The 15,574-nt window shown below is 56.9% G+C and carries 18 protein-coding genes; 12 read left to right on the top strand and 6 right to left on the bottom strand.

Going from position 1 to position 15,574, the window contains the following annotated elements; genetic code table 11:
• Window positions 1-32: 32 nt before the first annotated feature.
• From PHA01_RS04880 to PHA01_RS04870, 3 genes are all read right to left on the bottom strand, one after another.
• Window positions 33-470 carry a hypothetical protein gene (locus tag PHA01_RS04880; protein WP_271893712.1) on the bottom strand — a complete coding sequence of 146 codons (438 nt, stop codon included), beginning with the start codon at window positions 468-470 and terminating at the stop codon, window positions 33-35.
• Complete coding sequence (locus PHA01_RS04875) at window positions 467-3,166, bottom strand: S10 family serine carboxypeptidase-like protein (RefSeq protein ID WP_271893711.1); 2,700 nt, start codon at window positions 3,164-3,166, stop codon at window positions 467-469. Before PHA01_RS04875 ends, PHA01_RS04880 begins: the two co-directional genes overlap by 4 nt.
• A 115-nt stretch (window positions 3,167-3,281) precedes the next feature.
• Window positions 3,282-3,713: a winged helix-turn-helix transcriptional regulator gene (locus PHA01_RS04870; RefSeq protein ID WP_271893710.1), complete on the bottom strand. Its 432-nt coding sequence runs from the start codon at window positions 3,711-3,713 to the stop codon at window positions 3,282-3,284.
• A gap of 89 nt (window positions 3,714-3,802) precedes the next feature.
• Here PHA01_RS04870 and PHA01_RS04865 point away from each other — a divergent pair, with 89 nt between their 5' ends.
• Together PHA01_RS04865 and PHA01_RS04860 are read left to right on the top strand one after the other, a co-directional pair.
• Window positions 3,803-4,618, top strand: coding sequence for an oxidoreductase (locus tag PHA01_RS04865; protein ID WP_271893709.1), 816 nt, complete (start codon window positions 3,803-3,805; stop codon window positions 4,616-4,618).
• 55 nt (window positions 4,619-4,673) lie between these two features.
• Window positions 4,674-5,675, top strand: a complete 1,002-nt coding sequence (locus PHA01_RS04860) for an NADP-dependent oxidoreductase (RefSeq protein ID WP_271893708.1) — start codon at window positions 4,674-4,676, stop codon at window positions 5,673-5,675.
• Window positions 5,676-5,786: 111 nt separating this feature from the next.
• Here the strand turns inward: PHA01_RS04860 and PHA01_RS04855 are convergent, their stop codons facing one another.
• Entirely contained in the window at window positions 5,787-6,440 is a 654-nt protein-coding gene (locus PHA01_RS04855; RefSeq protein WP_271893706.1) for a hydrolase, read from the bottom strand.
• A 153-nt stretch (window positions 6,441-6,593) separates the two neighbouring features.
• Here PHA01_RS04855 and PHA01_RS04850 point away from each other — a divergent pair, with 153 nt between their 5' ends.
• The 8 genes from PHA01_RS04850 (at window position 6,594) to PHA01_RS04815 (ending at window position 12,625) form a co-directional block, all read left to right on the top strand.
• Window positions 6,594-7,475 carry a LysR family transcriptional regulator gene (locus tag PHA01_RS04850; RefSeq protein ID WP_271893703.1) on the top strand — a complete coding sequence of 294 codons (882 nt, stop codon included), beginning with the start codon at window positions 6,594-6,596 and terminating at the stop codon, window positions 7,473-7,475.
• A 339-nt stretch (window positions 7,476-7,814) separates the two neighbouring features.
• Window positions 7,815-8,279 (top strand): 50S ribosomal protein L13, encoded by a 465-nt coding sequence (rplM, locus tag PHA01_RS04845; RefSeq protein ID WP_112551331.1) that lies wholly within the window; start codon window positions 7,815-7,817, stop codon window positions 8,277-8,279.
• A 2-nt stretch (window positions 8,280-8,281) separates the two neighbouring features.
• Window positions 8,282-8,761: a 30S ribosomal protein S9 gene (rpsI, locus tag PHA01_RS04840; RefSeq protein WP_112530868.1), complete on the top strand. Its 480-nt coding sequence runs from the start codon at window positions 8,282-8,284 to the stop codon at window positions 8,759-8,761.
• Between the two features lie 306 nt (window positions 8,762-9,067).
• Complete coding sequence (gene speB / locus PHA01_RS04835; RefSeq protein ID WP_271893702.1) at window positions 9,068-10,021, top strand: agmatinase; 954 nt, start codon at window positions 9,068-9,070, stop codon at window positions 10,019-10,021.
• 60 nt (window positions 10,022-10,081) lie between these two features.
• Window positions 10,082-11,020, top strand: a complete 939-nt coding sequence (gene argC / locus PHA01_RS04830) for an N-acetyl-gamma-glutamyl-phosphate reductase (protein WP_271893701.1) — start codon at window positions 10,082-10,084, stop codon at window positions 11,018-11,020.
• Between the two features lie 53 nt (window positions 11,021-11,073).
• Complete coding sequence (locus tag PHA01_RS04825) at window positions 11,074-11,925, top strand: aminoglycoside phosphotransferase family protein (protein WP_271893700.1); 852 nt, start codon at window positions 11,074-11,076, stop codon at window positions 11,923-11,925.
• A 71-nt stretch (window positions 11,926-11,996) separates the two neighbouring features.
• Window positions 11,997-12,236, top strand: coding sequence for a type II toxin-antitoxin system Phd/YefM family antitoxin (locus PHA01_RS04820; protein ID WP_210002326.1), 240 nt, complete (start codon window positions 11,997-11,999; stop codon window positions 12,234-12,236).
• On the top strand, window positions 12,236-12,625 hold the full coding sequence (locus PHA01_RS04815) for a type II toxin-antitoxin system VapC family toxin (protein WP_271893699.1): 390 nt from the start codon (window positions 12,236-12,238) through the stop codon (window positions 12,623-12,625). Before PHA01_RS04820 ends, PHA01_RS04815 begins: the two co-directional genes overlap by 1 nt.
• Here the strand turns inward: PHA01_RS04815 and PHA01_RS04810 are convergent.
• On the bottom strand, window positions 12,622-13,719 hold the full coding sequence (locus tag PHA01_RS04810) for a COX15/CtaA family protein (protein ID WP_271893698.1): 1,098 nt from the start codon (window positions 13,717-13,719) through the stop codon (window positions 12,622-12,624). The genes PHA01_RS04815 and PHA01_RS04810 overlap by 4 nt on opposite strands.
• A 186-nt stretch (window positions 13,720-13,905) precedes the next feature.
• Here PHA01_RS04810 and PHA01_RS04805 point away from each other — a divergent pair, with 186 nt between their 5' ends.
• Both PHA01_RS04805 and PHA01_RS04800 read left to right on the top strand, forming a co-directional pair.
• Window positions 13,906-14,787: a hypothetical protein gene (locus PHA01_RS04805; protein WP_271893697.1), complete on the top strand. Its 882-nt coding sequence runs from the start codon at window positions 13,906-13,908 to the stop codon at window positions 14,785-14,787.
• 130 nt (window positions 14,788-14,917) lie between these two features.
• A complete protein-coding gene (locus PHA01_RS04800; RefSeq protein WP_112530862.1) occupies window positions 14,918-15,136 on the top strand; it encodes a DUF2842 domain-containing protein in 219 nt (72 codons plus the stop codon).
• Here the strand turns inward: PHA01_RS04800 and PHA01_RS04795 are convergent.
• Entirely contained in the window at window positions 15,128-15,511 is a 384-nt protein-coding gene (locus PHA01_RS04795) for a nuclear transport factor 2 family protein (RefSeq protein WP_271893696.1), read from the bottom strand. The genes PHA01_RS04800 and PHA01_RS04795 overlap by 9 nt on opposite strands.
• Between the last annotated feature and the right edge of the window lie 63 nt (window positions 15,512-15,574).

The following is a 15,574-nucleotide window of genomic DNA, read 5'->3' as shown; positions in this document are numbered from 1 at the left end:
AGTCTTCACCCGGTTCCCGCCTGCCTGGCTGTCTACTCCACAACCTGCACCTTTGCCGCAGCTCTTACTCTGGCGGCAGGCAGGGGCGAGCGAGCATCGAAGAAGGTCTGGACCTCGCTGAAAGTGGCGTAGCCGTCATGGTCGCGATCGATCTCGGTGAAGTGATCGGCCGCGAAGCCCCAACCGGCATCATTTGCTGCTTGTGCGGTCAGAATTCCGTTCGCGCCAGTTGCAGAATCAAACCGGTCACGCAAATCAGCATCAAATAATCGCTGCATGTTTTCAGGTGTGATTTCGGGAGGAATGACACCGGGCGCATCAGGTGGAGGCGTTCCCAACTCCTCGGAGACACGAAGCAAAATTGGCGGGGCGGATATTGCTGCGGTGCCTGGATGCATCACCCCTGCCGAGGCAATGCTGGACAGGCCGAGGAGCGGCAGAGCGGCAAGCGCCAGACAAACGGATTTCATTGGAGAGCTCCTGAAACAATGGTGGCCGTGACGGGCGCTGCCGGCGGCGCATAGGGCGGTGCTGCATAGAAGGCGTCGAGCGCTGCTTTCATCGGCGCACGCGATCCCTCCGTATTGTATGTCATATGGCCGCCTATGAACTTCTTGACCTCTATCCGGTCCTGAAGATTGACGCTCTTCAAATCGAGGTCAGTCTGGTAGAGCGCTGTTCTGATATCGTGATAGCCGCCGACGATCAGCATTTTGGTGCCCGGTGCAAGCGTTGATATATTCGTCAGCTCCGGCAGGCTCGTCGCAGCATTGGATGTTGTAAATGGCCGTTTGTAATCCCATTTGCCGAGGAAGCCTTCTAGACCGGAAGTATAGGTTGAGTCATTTTTGTAGTTCAAATAATCGGCCCGCATCGTACGGAATTGGTTTGGAAAAGCATCGTCAAGGTAATCATCCGCGTCGTAACTGGTTGATGGCGTGTACATGCGCCCATCGAAACCTGATAAATACTGGCCTTGCAGCAAATTCTTCCGGAATATCTCGACATTGAGCAGCGAATCCGGTTCCCAGACCTTGCGGAGAATTCCAAGTCTTGTCTCGATGTCCGTCAAAAGGGCTTTGCCGCCATCCATGGCTTCAAGAGTGGGCAGCCATGGAATTTTTTTCGATTTCCCACCGGGAGGCGCTGCAGGGCGTGAAAATCTATCGGCAAAAGGCGCGAATGTTTCGGCCGTGAATTTTATCGATGCCTCGAAATACTCCCCTATCGTCTCCTTATCCCCGCGCACCTTCGCTTTTTTGTGAAAGTCTGCCACGGCCGCATAGGATGGCAGATATCCGGCGCAAGAGCGTGTCTGTGATTGGCCACAATCTGTGGAATAGTCGAGAATAGGCGAATTTAGAACGAAGCCTGCAAGAACGGATGGCTTAATGCCGGAAGGATCGTGTTCATAATCCGCCGTCCCCGCCTGCAAGAGAAGATAGGCGGCGATGGGCGTGCGGATGCCACCATAGGATTCGCCGTAGAGGTATTTCGGTGAGGCCTGGCGGTTATAGACGTTAGTATAGCGCGTGACGAAATCCCTCAGCACGCCGGCATCTTTGTCGACTTGCCAGAAATCCTTGTTCTTGTTCGGACTGATAGCCTGTGAAAGACCTGTCCCCACAGGGTCATAGAAGACCAGGTCTGTCTGGTCGAGCAGTGTCTCGGCATTGTCAACTTTGTCAAATTGCTGTGGTTTTGTGCTCTTGTACTTTTCGGGTATTTCCGGAGCATTGGATATCAGACGCTGCGGCGCCCAGGACCCCAAGTGCAGCCAGATCGAGGCCGAGCCCGGCCCGCCATTGAAGAAGAAGGTGACTGGGCGTTTTTCCTTCGGCAGATCATCGCGGGTATAGGAGGTATAGAAAATCGAGGCCTTCGCGACCCGCATTCCTTTGGCCTCGCTTTTGGGCGTATAGGCAATGAGGTGCCCGGCCCTGGCCGTGAACCAGACTGTTTCTCCGCGGATGGACATCGAATGCCGCTTCACGGAGGAGATCTCGTTGACCATTGAGGATTCGAGCGACAATTTCGCTAAACCATCGATCCCGGACGCCATATAAGTGTTCGGATCCTCAACCACATAATCCTCCGGCGCGTAGAGCTTGTAGGCTTCCTCATCCATGCCGACGCGGGTGAATATTGCAGCAGCTTCAGATATTAGTCCTACTTCCTTGAGAACCGCCGCCGCCTCCTTGACCTTCCCTTGCGCGTTCAGAGTGACCGCCTCCGCCCGCGCCGTCTGCAGCTTGATGGTTTCCCGCAAGGTGTCGCTCTTGGTCGTGAGCGCGACGAGTTCCTCTCGCGCCTTGGCGATCGTTCCCGGGTTCTGTTCGGTTCCATTGCCCAACAACGCGGCCAACCTGTCCTCGGCCGCCCTGACCGCGTCCTCCACTATTTTGAGTTTCGCCAAGGCTTTGCCGATGTCTCCGAGGTCCTTTTCGGTACCGTCACCGTTCAGCTTTGCCAGTCGCTGCTCTGCATCGTCCAGGATACCGGCGATCTCGTTGGCATCGTCCGTGAGCTTGGTGAGTTTGGTTCTGGCCTTCTGGATCGCGCCGGAATCGTCTTTCGAATCGAGTGCCGACAGGAGCGATACGAGTTTGGCGATCCCCGGTTTTTCGGAGGTACCCTCCCCGGCCAGCAGCGCTAACTGGTTTTGCGCGTTGCCCAGGTCTGTCGTCGCAGTTGAAAGCCTGTCCTTAAGGTCCTGGAGCCGCTTTTGTGCAGCGGCAATCGTCGCCGGTTCCGCCTTGTCTCCGATGAGCCTGGCAACATCGTCGGCCGCCTTGGCAATCTCGCCCGGTTTTTCCTTCGTCCCATCGCCGGAGAGGCGTGAGATGATCTCGCTCGCGGTGTTTGCGGTTTCGCCAAGGCCTTTGACTTGCGCGGCAAGCGCATCGATTTTGGCCGTAACCGGGCCAATCTCGGCATCTGTGGAACCAATCCGACCGTTGAGTTGGTCGAGTTTCGTCTGGGAGTCAGCGAGCTTTGTACTGAGGCTGGTAACTTTGTCATTCAGCGCAGCAAGCTGCGCATTGGCAGCATCGGCAAAGGTGCTGTCGGATGTCTGCACGACCGGTGCGGGCGGCGCGGACGAGTCGGAACCATCGCAGGCGGCAAGAGCAATGATCGGGACAAGCAATAAATGTTTGAAATTCATCGGGCGCAAATTCCTTTGGGATAATGCTCCCCAATCTCTGCGGCCCGCTGCAGATTGACAATTCGTCTAAAGTTTAATCACAGCGCAAAATTGCACATTTTTTAACATAAACTGGCTAGCCTGGCAGGACAGTGCGAATGGCACGCGTTCCGACCGGAGCGCCGGTCTCGCGGTCGATGGTGACCGGATCGATCTCCGTTCCTGTCTCGGCGTCGAAGAACCGGGTCACGTCGCCCCCGCCGCGGTGCTTGCGTCCCCACGCGCCGATCGCAAACAGGACAGGCAGAAAGTCTCGGCCGGCTTCCGTCAGCACATATTCGTCCCGTGGTGGACGGTCGGAATAGCGGCGTTTCTCCAGTAGTCCGTCTTCAGTCAGAGCCGAAAGCCGCGCCGTCAGCATCGTCGGCGCGATCTGGAGGCTCTTGCGGAATTCATCAAAGCGAGTGAGGCCCGTATGGGCGTCCCGCATGATCAGCATACTCCATGCATCCCCCACAAGCGCGAGGCTTCGGGCGATCAGGCATGGCTGGTTCGAAAGATTTTTCATGTCGATATCTTTTTGATAGTGACTTACTACTAAATTCATAGTAACTGATTATGCATAGATGTTCCACGACAAAATGAAAGAAAAAGGCAATGAGCAAGACACACACCCGCATCGCCCTCGTAACGGGCGCTTCCTCCGGCATCGGGCTGGTAACGGCAAAGGCGCTGCGGCGCGATGGCTATCGCGTATTCGGCACAAGCCGAAAACCGATGTCCGATACCCCGGACGGCATCACGATGCTCATCTGCGATGTAACCGATGACGCATCGGTACAGGCGGTGGTCGATGACGTTTTAAGCCGCACCGGACAGATCGATCTTCTGGTCAACAATGCCGGGATCGGGCTGCTCGGCGGCGCTGAAGAGTCTTCGGCGGCTCAAGCGAAGGCCGTGTTCGACGTAAACGTGTTCGGCGTCCTGCGAATGACAAATGCAGTCCTGCCCGCGATGCGACGCCAGCAGAAGGGGCGAATTATCAACCTGAGTTCGATACTCGGCCTCATTCCCGCTCCCTATAATGCCCTCTATGCATCGACCAAACACGCCATCGAGGGCTATTCGGAATCTCTCGACCACGAAGTTCGAACCCAGGGCATCCGCGTTGTGCTTGTCGAGCCAGGTGCGACCCGCACATCCTTCGAGGAGAACATCACCCGGCCGGACCAGCCGCTTCCCGTCTATGAGACTATTCGCGCCTACGCAGAGCAACAGATGCGCGACGTCATCGAAAAGGGTGACGCACCCGAGGTGGTCGCCGCAGCGGTGGTAAGGGCCGCCAATGCGATATTGCCCAAAAGACGCTACACTGCAGGTAAAGCAGCGGCGCAAGTCCGGTTTATACGCCGCTTCCTGCCGGAGTCTTTCGTAGACAAGAACTTGCGGAAATTCAGCCGGCTTCCCGCGTGAGACAGCGTCGCTGTCCGGCTTCGCCGGCCTACTATAGAGACGAAAGTTAGTTCTTATGAAATCATTCCTGATCGATCGCTATGTGAAAGGCGGGTCACTGCGTTTCACGGAAAGTCTGGAGCCAGAGCTGCGGGAGAATGATGTGATGGTGGCGATTCACGCCGCCAGTGTGAATGTTCTGGACACCAAGATCAGAGATGGAGAGTTCAAGCTTATCCTGCCATATCGCCTTCCGTTGATCCTCGGCAACGATGTGGCGGGCGTCGTGGTCCGGGTCGGGGCCAAGGTCCGGCGGTTCAAGCCCGGTGACAATGTCTATGCACGTCCGACGCAGGATCGCATCGGGACATTTGCCGAGTATATCGCCATGGACGAGGCCGATGTGGCGATGAAGCCGAAGAACATGACCATGGAAGAGGCCGCATCGATTCCACTTGTCGCCCTGACGGCATGGCAGGTGCTTGTCGAGCGGGCCAACTTGCAGAAGGGGCAGAAGGTCCTGATCCATGCGGGCTCGGGCGGCGTGGGTACAATCGCGATCCAGCTTGCCAAGCATCTCGGAGCGCATGTGGCGACAACCACAAGCACGGTAAATATTGATCTCGTCAAAAGCCTCGGTGCAGATGTCGTGATCGACTACAAGAAGGACAATTTCGAGGAGATCCTGCGGGACTACGACGTCGTACTGAACAGCCTTGGCACAGACACTCTTAAGAAATCCGTTGGCGTGCTGAAGCCGGGCGGGAAGCTGATTTCGATTTCCGGTCCGCCAGACCCGGATTTCGCAAAAGAAAATGGTTTCGGCTGGCCGCTGCGACTGGTCATGCGCCTTTTGAGTTTGGGCATCAGGAGAAAATCGAAACGCCAAGGCATCAGTTATTCCTTCCACTTCATGACGGCCAACGGCGCGCAGCTTGGTCAGATCACCTCGCTGATCGAGGCAGGTATCATACGACCGGTGGTGGACCGGATCTTCCCGTTCGGGAAGACCAATGAAGCGTTGGAGTACGTCGAGACAGGTCGTGCGAAGGGGAAGGTTGTCGTCGCTGTGAAGTGACGCCTCCGGCCGATAAGGGGGCCGCTCCATTACCGAGAGGGGGTGACGAGGTTCGAGAAGCCATCCGCTTTTCGCAACGTCGCTCGAAAACCTCTGCACCCCCCGCCCAGATCAGCCCGCGGTGCCAGGCACCGGCGTGTTGAGCAGCTGCTGCTCCCAAAGATACGCGATGCCGCTTCCAGCGGCATGCTGCTTGAGCACGTCCGTCAACTCTGCGGCGTGCTCGGTCCGGGCCCAATCCCGCTGCCATTCCGACGCCAGCGCCAGCCAGGTCATCATGTTCGCGCCCGCCGCGATCATGCGCTGGATGGCGACTTCGTGCGCTTCGACCGAAGTCCCTCCCGAGGCGTCGGTGATGACCGTCACATCCCAGCCTTCGCCGAGCGCCTGGATCACCGGCATGGCGACGCAGATCTCAGTCCACAGGCCGGCGATGATCAGCTGCTTGCGGCCCGTCGCCTTGACCGCGTCCACCACCTTCTTGTCTTCCCAGGTGTTGATGAACGTCCGGTCGATGACCTCCTGGCCGGGGAACACATCGGTTATTTGCGGAAAGAGGAAACCGCCCCTATCGGCGATCACGCTCGTCAGGATGGTGGGGACGTTGAAGGCTTTGGCGGCCTTTGCCAAGGCCGTCGAATTATTGACCACCGCATGCGGATCGTGGCTGTTGAGGTTCGCGAGCTGGTAGGGCTGGTGGTCGATCAGAACAAGTACGGAGTCTTCGGGACGTAGAAGAGAATCAAGGCCGTTACGAAAGGTCATTACTACTTCCTATGCTGTCGTTGTTAGTGAGATTGGTTTGCGGAAAGACATGCGCCAGCGGCGACGTTGCCTAAAAGGGACATTGCCGTTCCCAGACACGATGCGGTAGTGTCCATTTGTGGTAAGCTGTGTCGCGAAATGGGGAACGCTGAATTGGATATCGAAGAGCTACGGACATTCGTAGAAGTTGCTGATGCTGGAGGAGTTTCGGCCGCTGCGCTCCGGCTCGGCGTCTCCAAGTCGATCGTCAGTCGTCGGCTCTTCCGGCTTGAAGAGGAACTTGGCGTCCAGCTGCTTGCACGAACGACCCGGGGGGCTGCTCTCACAGAAGCCGGGGCCACGTTTCGAGACTATGCAGCAAGAGTCTCCGCCGAGATCGACGTGGCCAGGGAGACGATCCTACCCGCCGGTGATCTTCGTGGCCGCTTGCGCGTTGCTGTGCCGCTCTCTTTCGGGCAGACCCACTTCGCTCCCATCCTCGCGGAAATGGCGCGACGCCACCCCCAGCTCCAAATTCAAACCTGCTACAGTGATCGGTTCGTCGATCTCATCACAGAGGGTTACGATTGTGCGATACGAGTTGGCTATCTTCAGGACTCCAACTTGATCGCAAGACGCGTCGGACCGATCTACGGGAAGCTCGTCGCGAGCCCGGACTACATCAAGGCGCATGGGTCGCCCGAAACGCCGGAGGAGCTCGTCGCTCATGAGGCCCTCATGCAGGGTACCGAAGCCTGGCAACTCATGGATGGCGACAAGATCATCACGGTTCGTCCGCAGGGGCGCTTCAAGGCCGACAACGGCACAGCTCTCGTCGCCGCCGCAACAGCAGGACTCGGGATCGCTTACCTGCCCGATTGCCTTACCCATGACTATATAGCCTCCGGCGCGCTCGTGCCGGTCATGACGCGTTATCCACCACCCCCGGCAGGTGCATATGTCATCCGCCCGCCAGGTCAGCATCCCGCACGGAAGATACGGGTCCTCACCGAATTGCTGATCGAGTATTGCGAACCTGCTCTGCATGAAAAATGAGGCTTGAGTCAGCCTTCTCGCCGGATCGAGTCAAACTCACCTGCAAACGAGTCAGACTTCTGCTGGTCGCTACAGCCCCCATTCTTCCAGCGGTCAAATAGTGCCAAAATTATGTGGTAATATAATACCTTTTTAATAAGTACCTGTATTTGCTATGTTATTTATGATATGACACGGAAATCGTCACTTGACGCGAGCGCCCGGCGCCTTTATTGAAACCCTCGACTGCGGTGGGTTCTCCCGCCGTTTTTCATTGTTATGCGGAAATTCAAGATTCCGCATAACCCAAGCAACAAGAAAAGCCTTCTTTTATGAAGGATGATCTCAAGGACGAACACAATGGCTACCTTCACACAGAAGCCGGCAGATGTGACGAAAAAGTGGATCCTGATCGACGCCGAAGGTCTCGTCGTCGGCCGTCTTGCTTCCATCGTCGCCAACATCCTGCGCGGCAAGCACAAAGCAACCTTCACCCCGCACGTAGACGATGGCGACAATGTCATCATCATCAACGCCGACAAGGTTGCGCTCACCGGTAAGAAATTTACCGATAAGGTTTATTACTGGCACACCGGCCATCCCGGCGGCATCAAGGAACGCACTGCCCGTCAGCTGCTCGAAGGCCGGTTTCCGGAACGCGTCGTTGAGAAGGCTGTCGAGCGCATGGTTCCCCGTGGCCCGCTCGGCCGTCGCCAGATGAAGAACCTGCGCGTTTACGCCGGTTCCAACCACCCCCATGAAGCTCAGGCACCTGAAGTCCTCGACGTTGGCGCGCTGAATTCCAAGAACAAAAGGAGCGCATAAGAATGGCTGAGCTCAACTCGCTCGCAGAACTCGGTACCTCTGCCGTCGCCCCGACGCAGGCAGCTGCACCGGTTCATGTCCAGAAGCTCGATGCCAAGGGCCGTGCCTACGCAACCGGCAAGCGCAAGGATGCGGTAGCCCGCGTCTGGATCAAGCCAGGTTCCGGCAAGATCGTCATCAACGAAAAGGAATACGGCAAGTATTTCGCCCGTCCGGTTCTGCAGATGATCCTGCAGCAGCCTATCGTTGCTGCCAACCGCGCCGGCCAGTACGACGTTATCGCTACCGTTGCCGGTGGTGGTCTGTCCGGTCAGGCTGGTGCCGTTCGTCACGGTATCTCCAAGGCCCTCACCTATTTCGAACCCGCACTGCGCGGCGTTCTGAAAAAGGGCGGCTTCCTGACACGCGACAGCCGCGTCGTCGAACGCAAGAAGTACGGCAAGGCGAAAGCCCGTCGCTCGTTCCAGTTCTCGAAGCGCTAATATCGCTTCATACGGACACGAACAGAAAGCGGGCCTTCGGGTCCGCTTTTTTGTTGCGCCGAAGAGAGTCTCTCAGCATTTGATGTCCGGTTATCTCTCCCCTTGCGGGAGAGAAAGCGATTTCAGCATCTTAGCTTCTTGGCTAAGTGCTAGAAATCGCCAGAGAGGGGATTTGCAATCTTCACACTACCCCCTCTCTTGGATTTTCTAAGGATTTAGCAGAGAGGCTAAATCGAAGAAAATCCTTTCTCCCCCACCAAGGGGGAGATAAACATCGTGCATGAAATTTCCCCCGGAGCCAGATCCATGCCATCGAAGTCCATCGACCATGCCTTTACAGCGCGCAATCTGACCAGCGCGGCGACTGATCCAACCCATGCGGGCGCCCTCTCCTTCATGCGCCGGCGCTATACGAAGAACCTGAATGGTGCCGAGGCGGTCGTCTGGGGCATCCCGTTCGACGCTGCCGTTTCCAACCGGCCCGGCGCGCGGTTCGGCCCGCAGGCGATACGGCGGGCTTCGGCGATTTTCGACAACGATCCGCAATATCCGTTCCAGCGCGATCTGTTTGCCGATCTGGCGGTCGTAGATTACGGCGATTGCCTGCTCGACTACGGCAATCACCAGAAGACCCCGGCGACAATCGAGCGGGAAGCCTCAAAGATCATCAAGTCCGGCGCGTTCCTCCTGTCGCTCGGTGGCGACCATTTCGTGACGTGGCCGATCCTCAAGGCGCATGCGGCCAAGCATGGCCCCGTAGCGCTGGTACAGTTCGATGCGCATCAGGACACCTGGTACGATGACGGCAAGCGTATCGATCATGGATCGTTCGTTGGCCGCGCCGCGCGCGATGGCATCATCGATCCTGCTCATTCGATACAGGTCGGCATTCGCACCCATGCTCCCGACGATTGCGGATTGAAGATCCTCTACGGTTACGAGGTTGAGGAAATGTCCGCAGCGGACATCGCGAAGCAGATCATTGCCCGGACAGCAGGCAGAAAGGTGTATCTGACCTTCGACATCGACTGTCTGGATCCGGCCTTCGCGCCGGGTACGGGCACACCGGTCGCAGGAGGACCGTCTTCGGCGAAGATCCTCTCGGTGCTGCGGCACTTGACGGAACTCAACATTGTCGGTGCCGATGTGGTTGAAGTTGCGCCTGCCTATGACCACGCGGACGTGACGGCGATCGCGGGTGCCACAATCGCGATGTATTACCTTGGTATTCTTGCAGAAAAGAAGGATCGACGAAGCTAAGACATTGAATCGGGTTCCCGCGCCAACTATCTGAATTTCAAGCTTCCCAAGGACATCCTCATGAAACCGAAAATCTTCATCGACGGCGAACACGGCACGACAGGACTGCAGATCCGTACTCGGCTTGCAGGCCGTGATGATCTCGAGGTTCTTTCGATTCCGGAAGCCGAGCGGCGCAACAAGGATATGCGCGCGGACTTTCTCAAGGAAGCGGATGTCGCCATCCTTTGCCTGCCCGACGATGCGTCGAAGGAAGCCGTATCGATTCTCGAAGGGCACAACTCGACGAAGATCATCGACACCTCGACCGCGCACCGCGTGCATCCGGATTGGACGTACGGCTTTGCCGAACTCGATCGCGCACAGCGCCAGAAGATCGAGGGCGCAAGGCTTGTCGCCAATCCCGGTTGTTATCCGACCGGCGCTATTTCGCTGGTTCGACCCTTGCGCGATGCGGGCATCCTGCCCGGGGATTATCCGGTCACGGTCAATGCGGTCTCCGGCTATACCGGCGGCGGCAAGCAGATGATCGCGCAGATGGAAAATCCGGATGCGCCTGATCATATCGACGCAAACCATTTCCTTTATGCAATGCCGCTCAAGCACAAGCACGTGCCGGAGTTGCAGGTGCATGGGCATCTGGATCGCAAGCCGATCTTTTCGCCTAGCGTCGGCCGTTTTGCGCAGGGTATGATCGTGCAGGTGCCGCTGTTTACCGCGGACCTGGATGGCAATCCATCAATGGTGGATATCCATGCAGCGCTCAGCGCCCATTATGAGGGGCAGAACATCGTGCAGGTGGTGCCGCTGGCCGAAAGCGCCATGTTGCCCCGCCTCGATCCGGAAGAGCTACGCGATACGGACATCATGAAACTCTACGTTTTCGGAACCGAAGGCTCAGCACAGGTCAATCTGGTCGCCCTCCTCGACAATCTCGGCAAGGGTGCGTCGGGGGCAGCTGTGCAGAATCTGGACTTGATGCTGGGAGACCATCGATAACTTCACCCCGATGGACATCTGCAATTATCAGGCTGAGGTCTCCAAGGTTTCCCATGGCTGACGTGTTTCCGGAGACTTTCCCGCCCGAATGGGAAGTCTCCTCGCCCAAACTGTTCACCGAAACGCCGACGAGCCGGATCATCATGGTGCGGCTCGAAAACGGCGAACAGGCTGTAATCAAGCAGCTGACTCCAGTCGGTATACAGGAAGAATTGCGCGGCGCGCATTATCTCGATTGGCACGGCGGCAACGGGTGCGTGCGGCTGTTAGCGCTACAGGACAACAATCTGCTGCTCGAATATGGCGGCAAGCGCACACTGCTCGATCATCTCAATGAGAATGGCGATGAAGCGGCGACGTCGATCTACGTAGATGTCATGACCCGGCTGATCGCCAAGCCATACGAGGCCGCAGAAAACCCGCATGATTTCGTGCAATTGCGCGAGCAATATTCCAGTCTCTTCAAGAAGGCGGAAGCGGACAGGAAGAAGGGCATCGACAGCCTGTTCGTCGAGGTCGCGCCCATCGCGGACAGGCTGCTGAGCGATCACAGCCATACTCAGCTGCTGCATGGCGATATTCATCACGAGAACATTCTGCACAGCAAACGCGGCTGGCTGGTAATCGATCCCAAGGGGCTGATCGGCGATCCGATGTATGATACCGCCAACATGTTCTACAACCCGCTGGATCGCGACGATCTGCGCCAAAGCGAAAGCCGCATCGCGAAGATGGCGCAGACGTTCTCACTCGCGTTCGGGCGCGATATAAAAACCATTCTGGGCTTCGGCATGACCCATGCGGGCCTCTCTGCCTCGTGGCATGACGAGGACGAGAATTTTGACGAGTCGAAGCGCAGCCTCGGCGTGGCAGAGGCAATCCGGCGTGTGCTCCAGACTATTTAAAGCCTCCTTGACCAAGTTGACCAAGTGGTGTGTCCATGGTACCTTTGGTCTACTTGGTCAAGGAGAGAATTGTGAACCAGATCAATCTCTATGACGCGAAGACCAACCTTTCGAGTTTGGTGGATCGTGCGGCATCCGGCGAAGAGGTGATCATTGCGAAGAATGGTATCCCGCTCGCAAAACTCGGCCCTTTGCCGAAACAGCAGGAGCCGCGCAAGCCTGCTCATGCGCTCGGGATTTCCTATATTGCCGAAGACTTCGACGCGTTAGATCCGGAGATCGCAGCACTGTTCAATGATGATACATTGTAATGCAGCTGCTGCTCGACACACATGTTCTTCTCTGGTGGGATGAGGGCGCCGATAGACTCGGCTCTGTAACCCGCGACGCAATTGCCAATCCTGACAACCAGATCTACATCAGCGCAGCGTCGATCTGGGAAATTGCCATCAAAAGCGCCAAGGGCAAGTTGCGATTTTCCGGCTCGCCCCATGCAGCCATCGAGCGAAATGGCTTTTTACCGCACTCCATATCGCCGCATCATGCAGAACTTGCGGGACAACTCGCATGGTCGCATCCAGATCCCTTCGACCGGATGCTGATAACGCAGGCGCAATCTGACGGTTTGATATTGGTCCACGCCGACAGTGTAATTCACACCTACAAGGAAGTGCCCCAGCTTTGGGCACGCGATACCTAGCGCTCAGCGACGACTTCCGTCTCACGCGGATAAGCGCCCTTGGTCGCGCGCCAATGGGCAACGGAAAACCCGAGTATGACGATGGCGAAGAACTGATGCAGCAGCCCGAGACCGATCGGCACCTGCAGCAACAGCGTCGTGATGCCGATCGCCGCCTGCAAGGTTACCAGAACAACAAGAAGCACGGCGCGGCGTGCGTGGGTGGTACCGGGGGCTTGCCGGACAGTCGATACAGCCTGCCAGATGGCCACGATCAACACGAAATAGGCAAAGCAGCGATGCACGAATTGCACTGTCTTCGGGCTTTCGAAGAGATTGTGCCAGATCGGCTGGATCGGAAAGAGATCGCCGGGAATGACTGACCCGTCCATCAGCGGCCAGGTATTATAGGAAAGGCCTGCGTCAAGGCCAGCGACCAACGCTCCGAGATAAATCTGGATGAAGACAAAGAGCACGAACCAGCCAGCAAAACGCTGAATCTGGCGATTGGCCGGCGCTTCGGAATAGACGGCAAGGCCCCGGGCGACATACATGACCGCCGCGAAAATAATGCAGGCGAGCGTGAGATGCGTGGCGAGCCGGTACTGGCTGACGTCGACTCGGTCGACCAGCCCCGATGCGACCATCCACCAGCCGACAGCACCCTGCAGAGCGCCGAGCGCCAGAATGAAGATCATGCGCGGCTTCAACCGGCGCTCCAGCCTGCCGGTGAGCCAGAAGAACGCGAGCGGTACGGCCACGAGAAAGCCGACGCCCCGCGCGAGAAAGCGATGCGCCCATTCCCACCAGAAGATTTGCTGGAACTCCGCAAGGCTCATGCCCTTGTTCAGCTGTTGATATTGCGGGATCTGCCGGTATTTATCGAACTCCTCCATCCATTGATCATGGCCGAACGGCGGTATGATGCCATGGATAGGCTTCCATTCGGTGATGGAAAGGCCGGAGCCCGTCATCCGCGTTGCACCCCCGACAAGCACGATGGTCGCCAGGACGATCAGCACCAGATAAAGCCAGATGCGGATATATTGGCGGTTGCGCGCTTCGCGGTCCTGAACCGAGACAATCGTGCCTTGGGATAGTGTATTGGCAGCCATGCAAGACGCTCCTTATTGCGCCGATAGGTGCAGCATAAGCGGTTGCATGACAAGCGCAGTTCACGCGACACGCCGTCGCGTCCAGGTCTGCGCCGTCACGAAGGCGTCATCGCTTATTCGCCACACTGCCAGAGCAATATTGCGCCTGGCATCGTGCCCGGCAATATCCCTTTAATCTGAGAGGTTATGATGTTTAATTGGTTGAAAATCGCAGCCGGCACTGCTGCCGCCGTCATTTATGTCACCTGTGCTGCTCAGGCTGCAGACGTGTTGGCGAGCAAGGAATACAAGATCCTGCTCACTCCATCCCTCTTCGACAAGCAACCCGCAACAGTTGCCAATCAGTTCCTGACTGATCTGAAAGCCCAACTGAAGACAGCAAATTTCGATCGCAGCGTTGATGGCAAGTTCACCGAAGATGAAACGCGCACCGTGCGCTTTTATGACTCGCCCGGCACCTGCGACCTGAATGCGTCGGGCTACATGCTACGTACACGCGGCGACGATGCGGCCAGTGAAATCACGCTCAAATTCCGCTCGTCCAGTCAGTCGACGGCCGCGGCCGCTGATGTCAGCGGTAGTGTTTCCAGAGCCAAGACCAAGCTCGAAGATGACATCGTGCCGCCTTTCAAGGAAACTTTCTCGCACTCGACGACAGAACCGCTGGCTGCGACGAAAAAACTGAACAGTCTGGATGATGTAACCAGCCTCTTCCCGGGCATTGCATCACTCAATCTGCCGACGAAGGATATTTTGAGTCTTGTCGGCAAGCTCGATATTACCGAGCGTACCTATACCGGTGTCGATAGCGACCTTGGCGCAAAGGACGCGGATTTCTCGCTGACGCTATGGTATGTCGGCACTGCCGCAAAGCCTGCCATTGCCGAACTTTCCTTCAAGGTCAAATCCGATGGTGGCGCTTTCAACAACAAGGTGACGGAACGTTCGAAACTCCTCTTCGACACGTTGCAGGGCATGACCCAATGGGTGTCCAGCAGCAGTACCACGAAGACACACTGGGTCTACCAATATCAGCCAGGATTTTGCTCAAGCGTAAAACTGCTTTAGGACTACCGCGAAAAGGCTGGCCGCTCCGCTTGGAATGGCCAGCTTTTTATCACCGCAATGGCTTTTTTGCTTTCCGGCAGTTTTGTTTACCGTTAGAGGATGGCCGGAAATTGTAAGACTGGATAGCGCAATGCCTGTAAGGCTGAAGAAACTCATCGGAACATTTCTGCTCGTGGCGCTCGTCTGCGTCTACGCAATCGTCGCAACAATCTTTGCCGTTGCGCTGCTTGGCAATTCCGGTCCGTGGGTTCACCTGCTCTATTTCTTCGGGACAGGATTCCTTTGGGTCGTACCGGCGATGTTCATCATCAGCTGGATGGAAAAGGCGCCGAAGAAGAATTCACCCTGATACTCGCTCGACAAGATGCGCGCGTGAGGGCGCAGGGTCGAACCGATCGGCGAAATATTGCGTTTCGTTTTCCACCAGTCCTTCGTGGAATTCCATGATGCTCACCACATAAGACGGTACGCCGTCATAGGTGAGTACGTATTCAGTGACCCAGAGATCGCCGCTACCGATAATTCGCAGGATCGTAAAACGCTTCTTGTTTGGCTGGACGAACCGGCTCTCTTGAATGTTCTTCCGCCCTCGGATGCGTTCTCCCGATTGAGGATAATAGAGCACGGCGTCCTCGCGGTAGATTTCATGTTCGACCTTGAAATCGCTTGCGTCCGAAGCATCCCAATGGCGCTCCAGCGCCATCCGCACGGTTCGATCATCCATCTCAATCTCCCAGCTACGCTGATTGAGGATACGCCTGTGGGGAGGCGCCGACAATGTGCCTAA

Origin of the sequence: Candidatus Phyllobacterium onerii, assembly GCF_028331445.1 — a bacterium.
Classification (GTDB): Bacteria; Pseudomonadota; Alphaproteobacteria; order Rhizobiales; family Rhizobiaceae; genus Phyllobacterium; species Phyllobacterium onerii.
The sequence above is the reverse complement of the archived record's forward strand: the minus strand, read 5'-3'. Positions and strand labels throughout refer to the sequence as shown.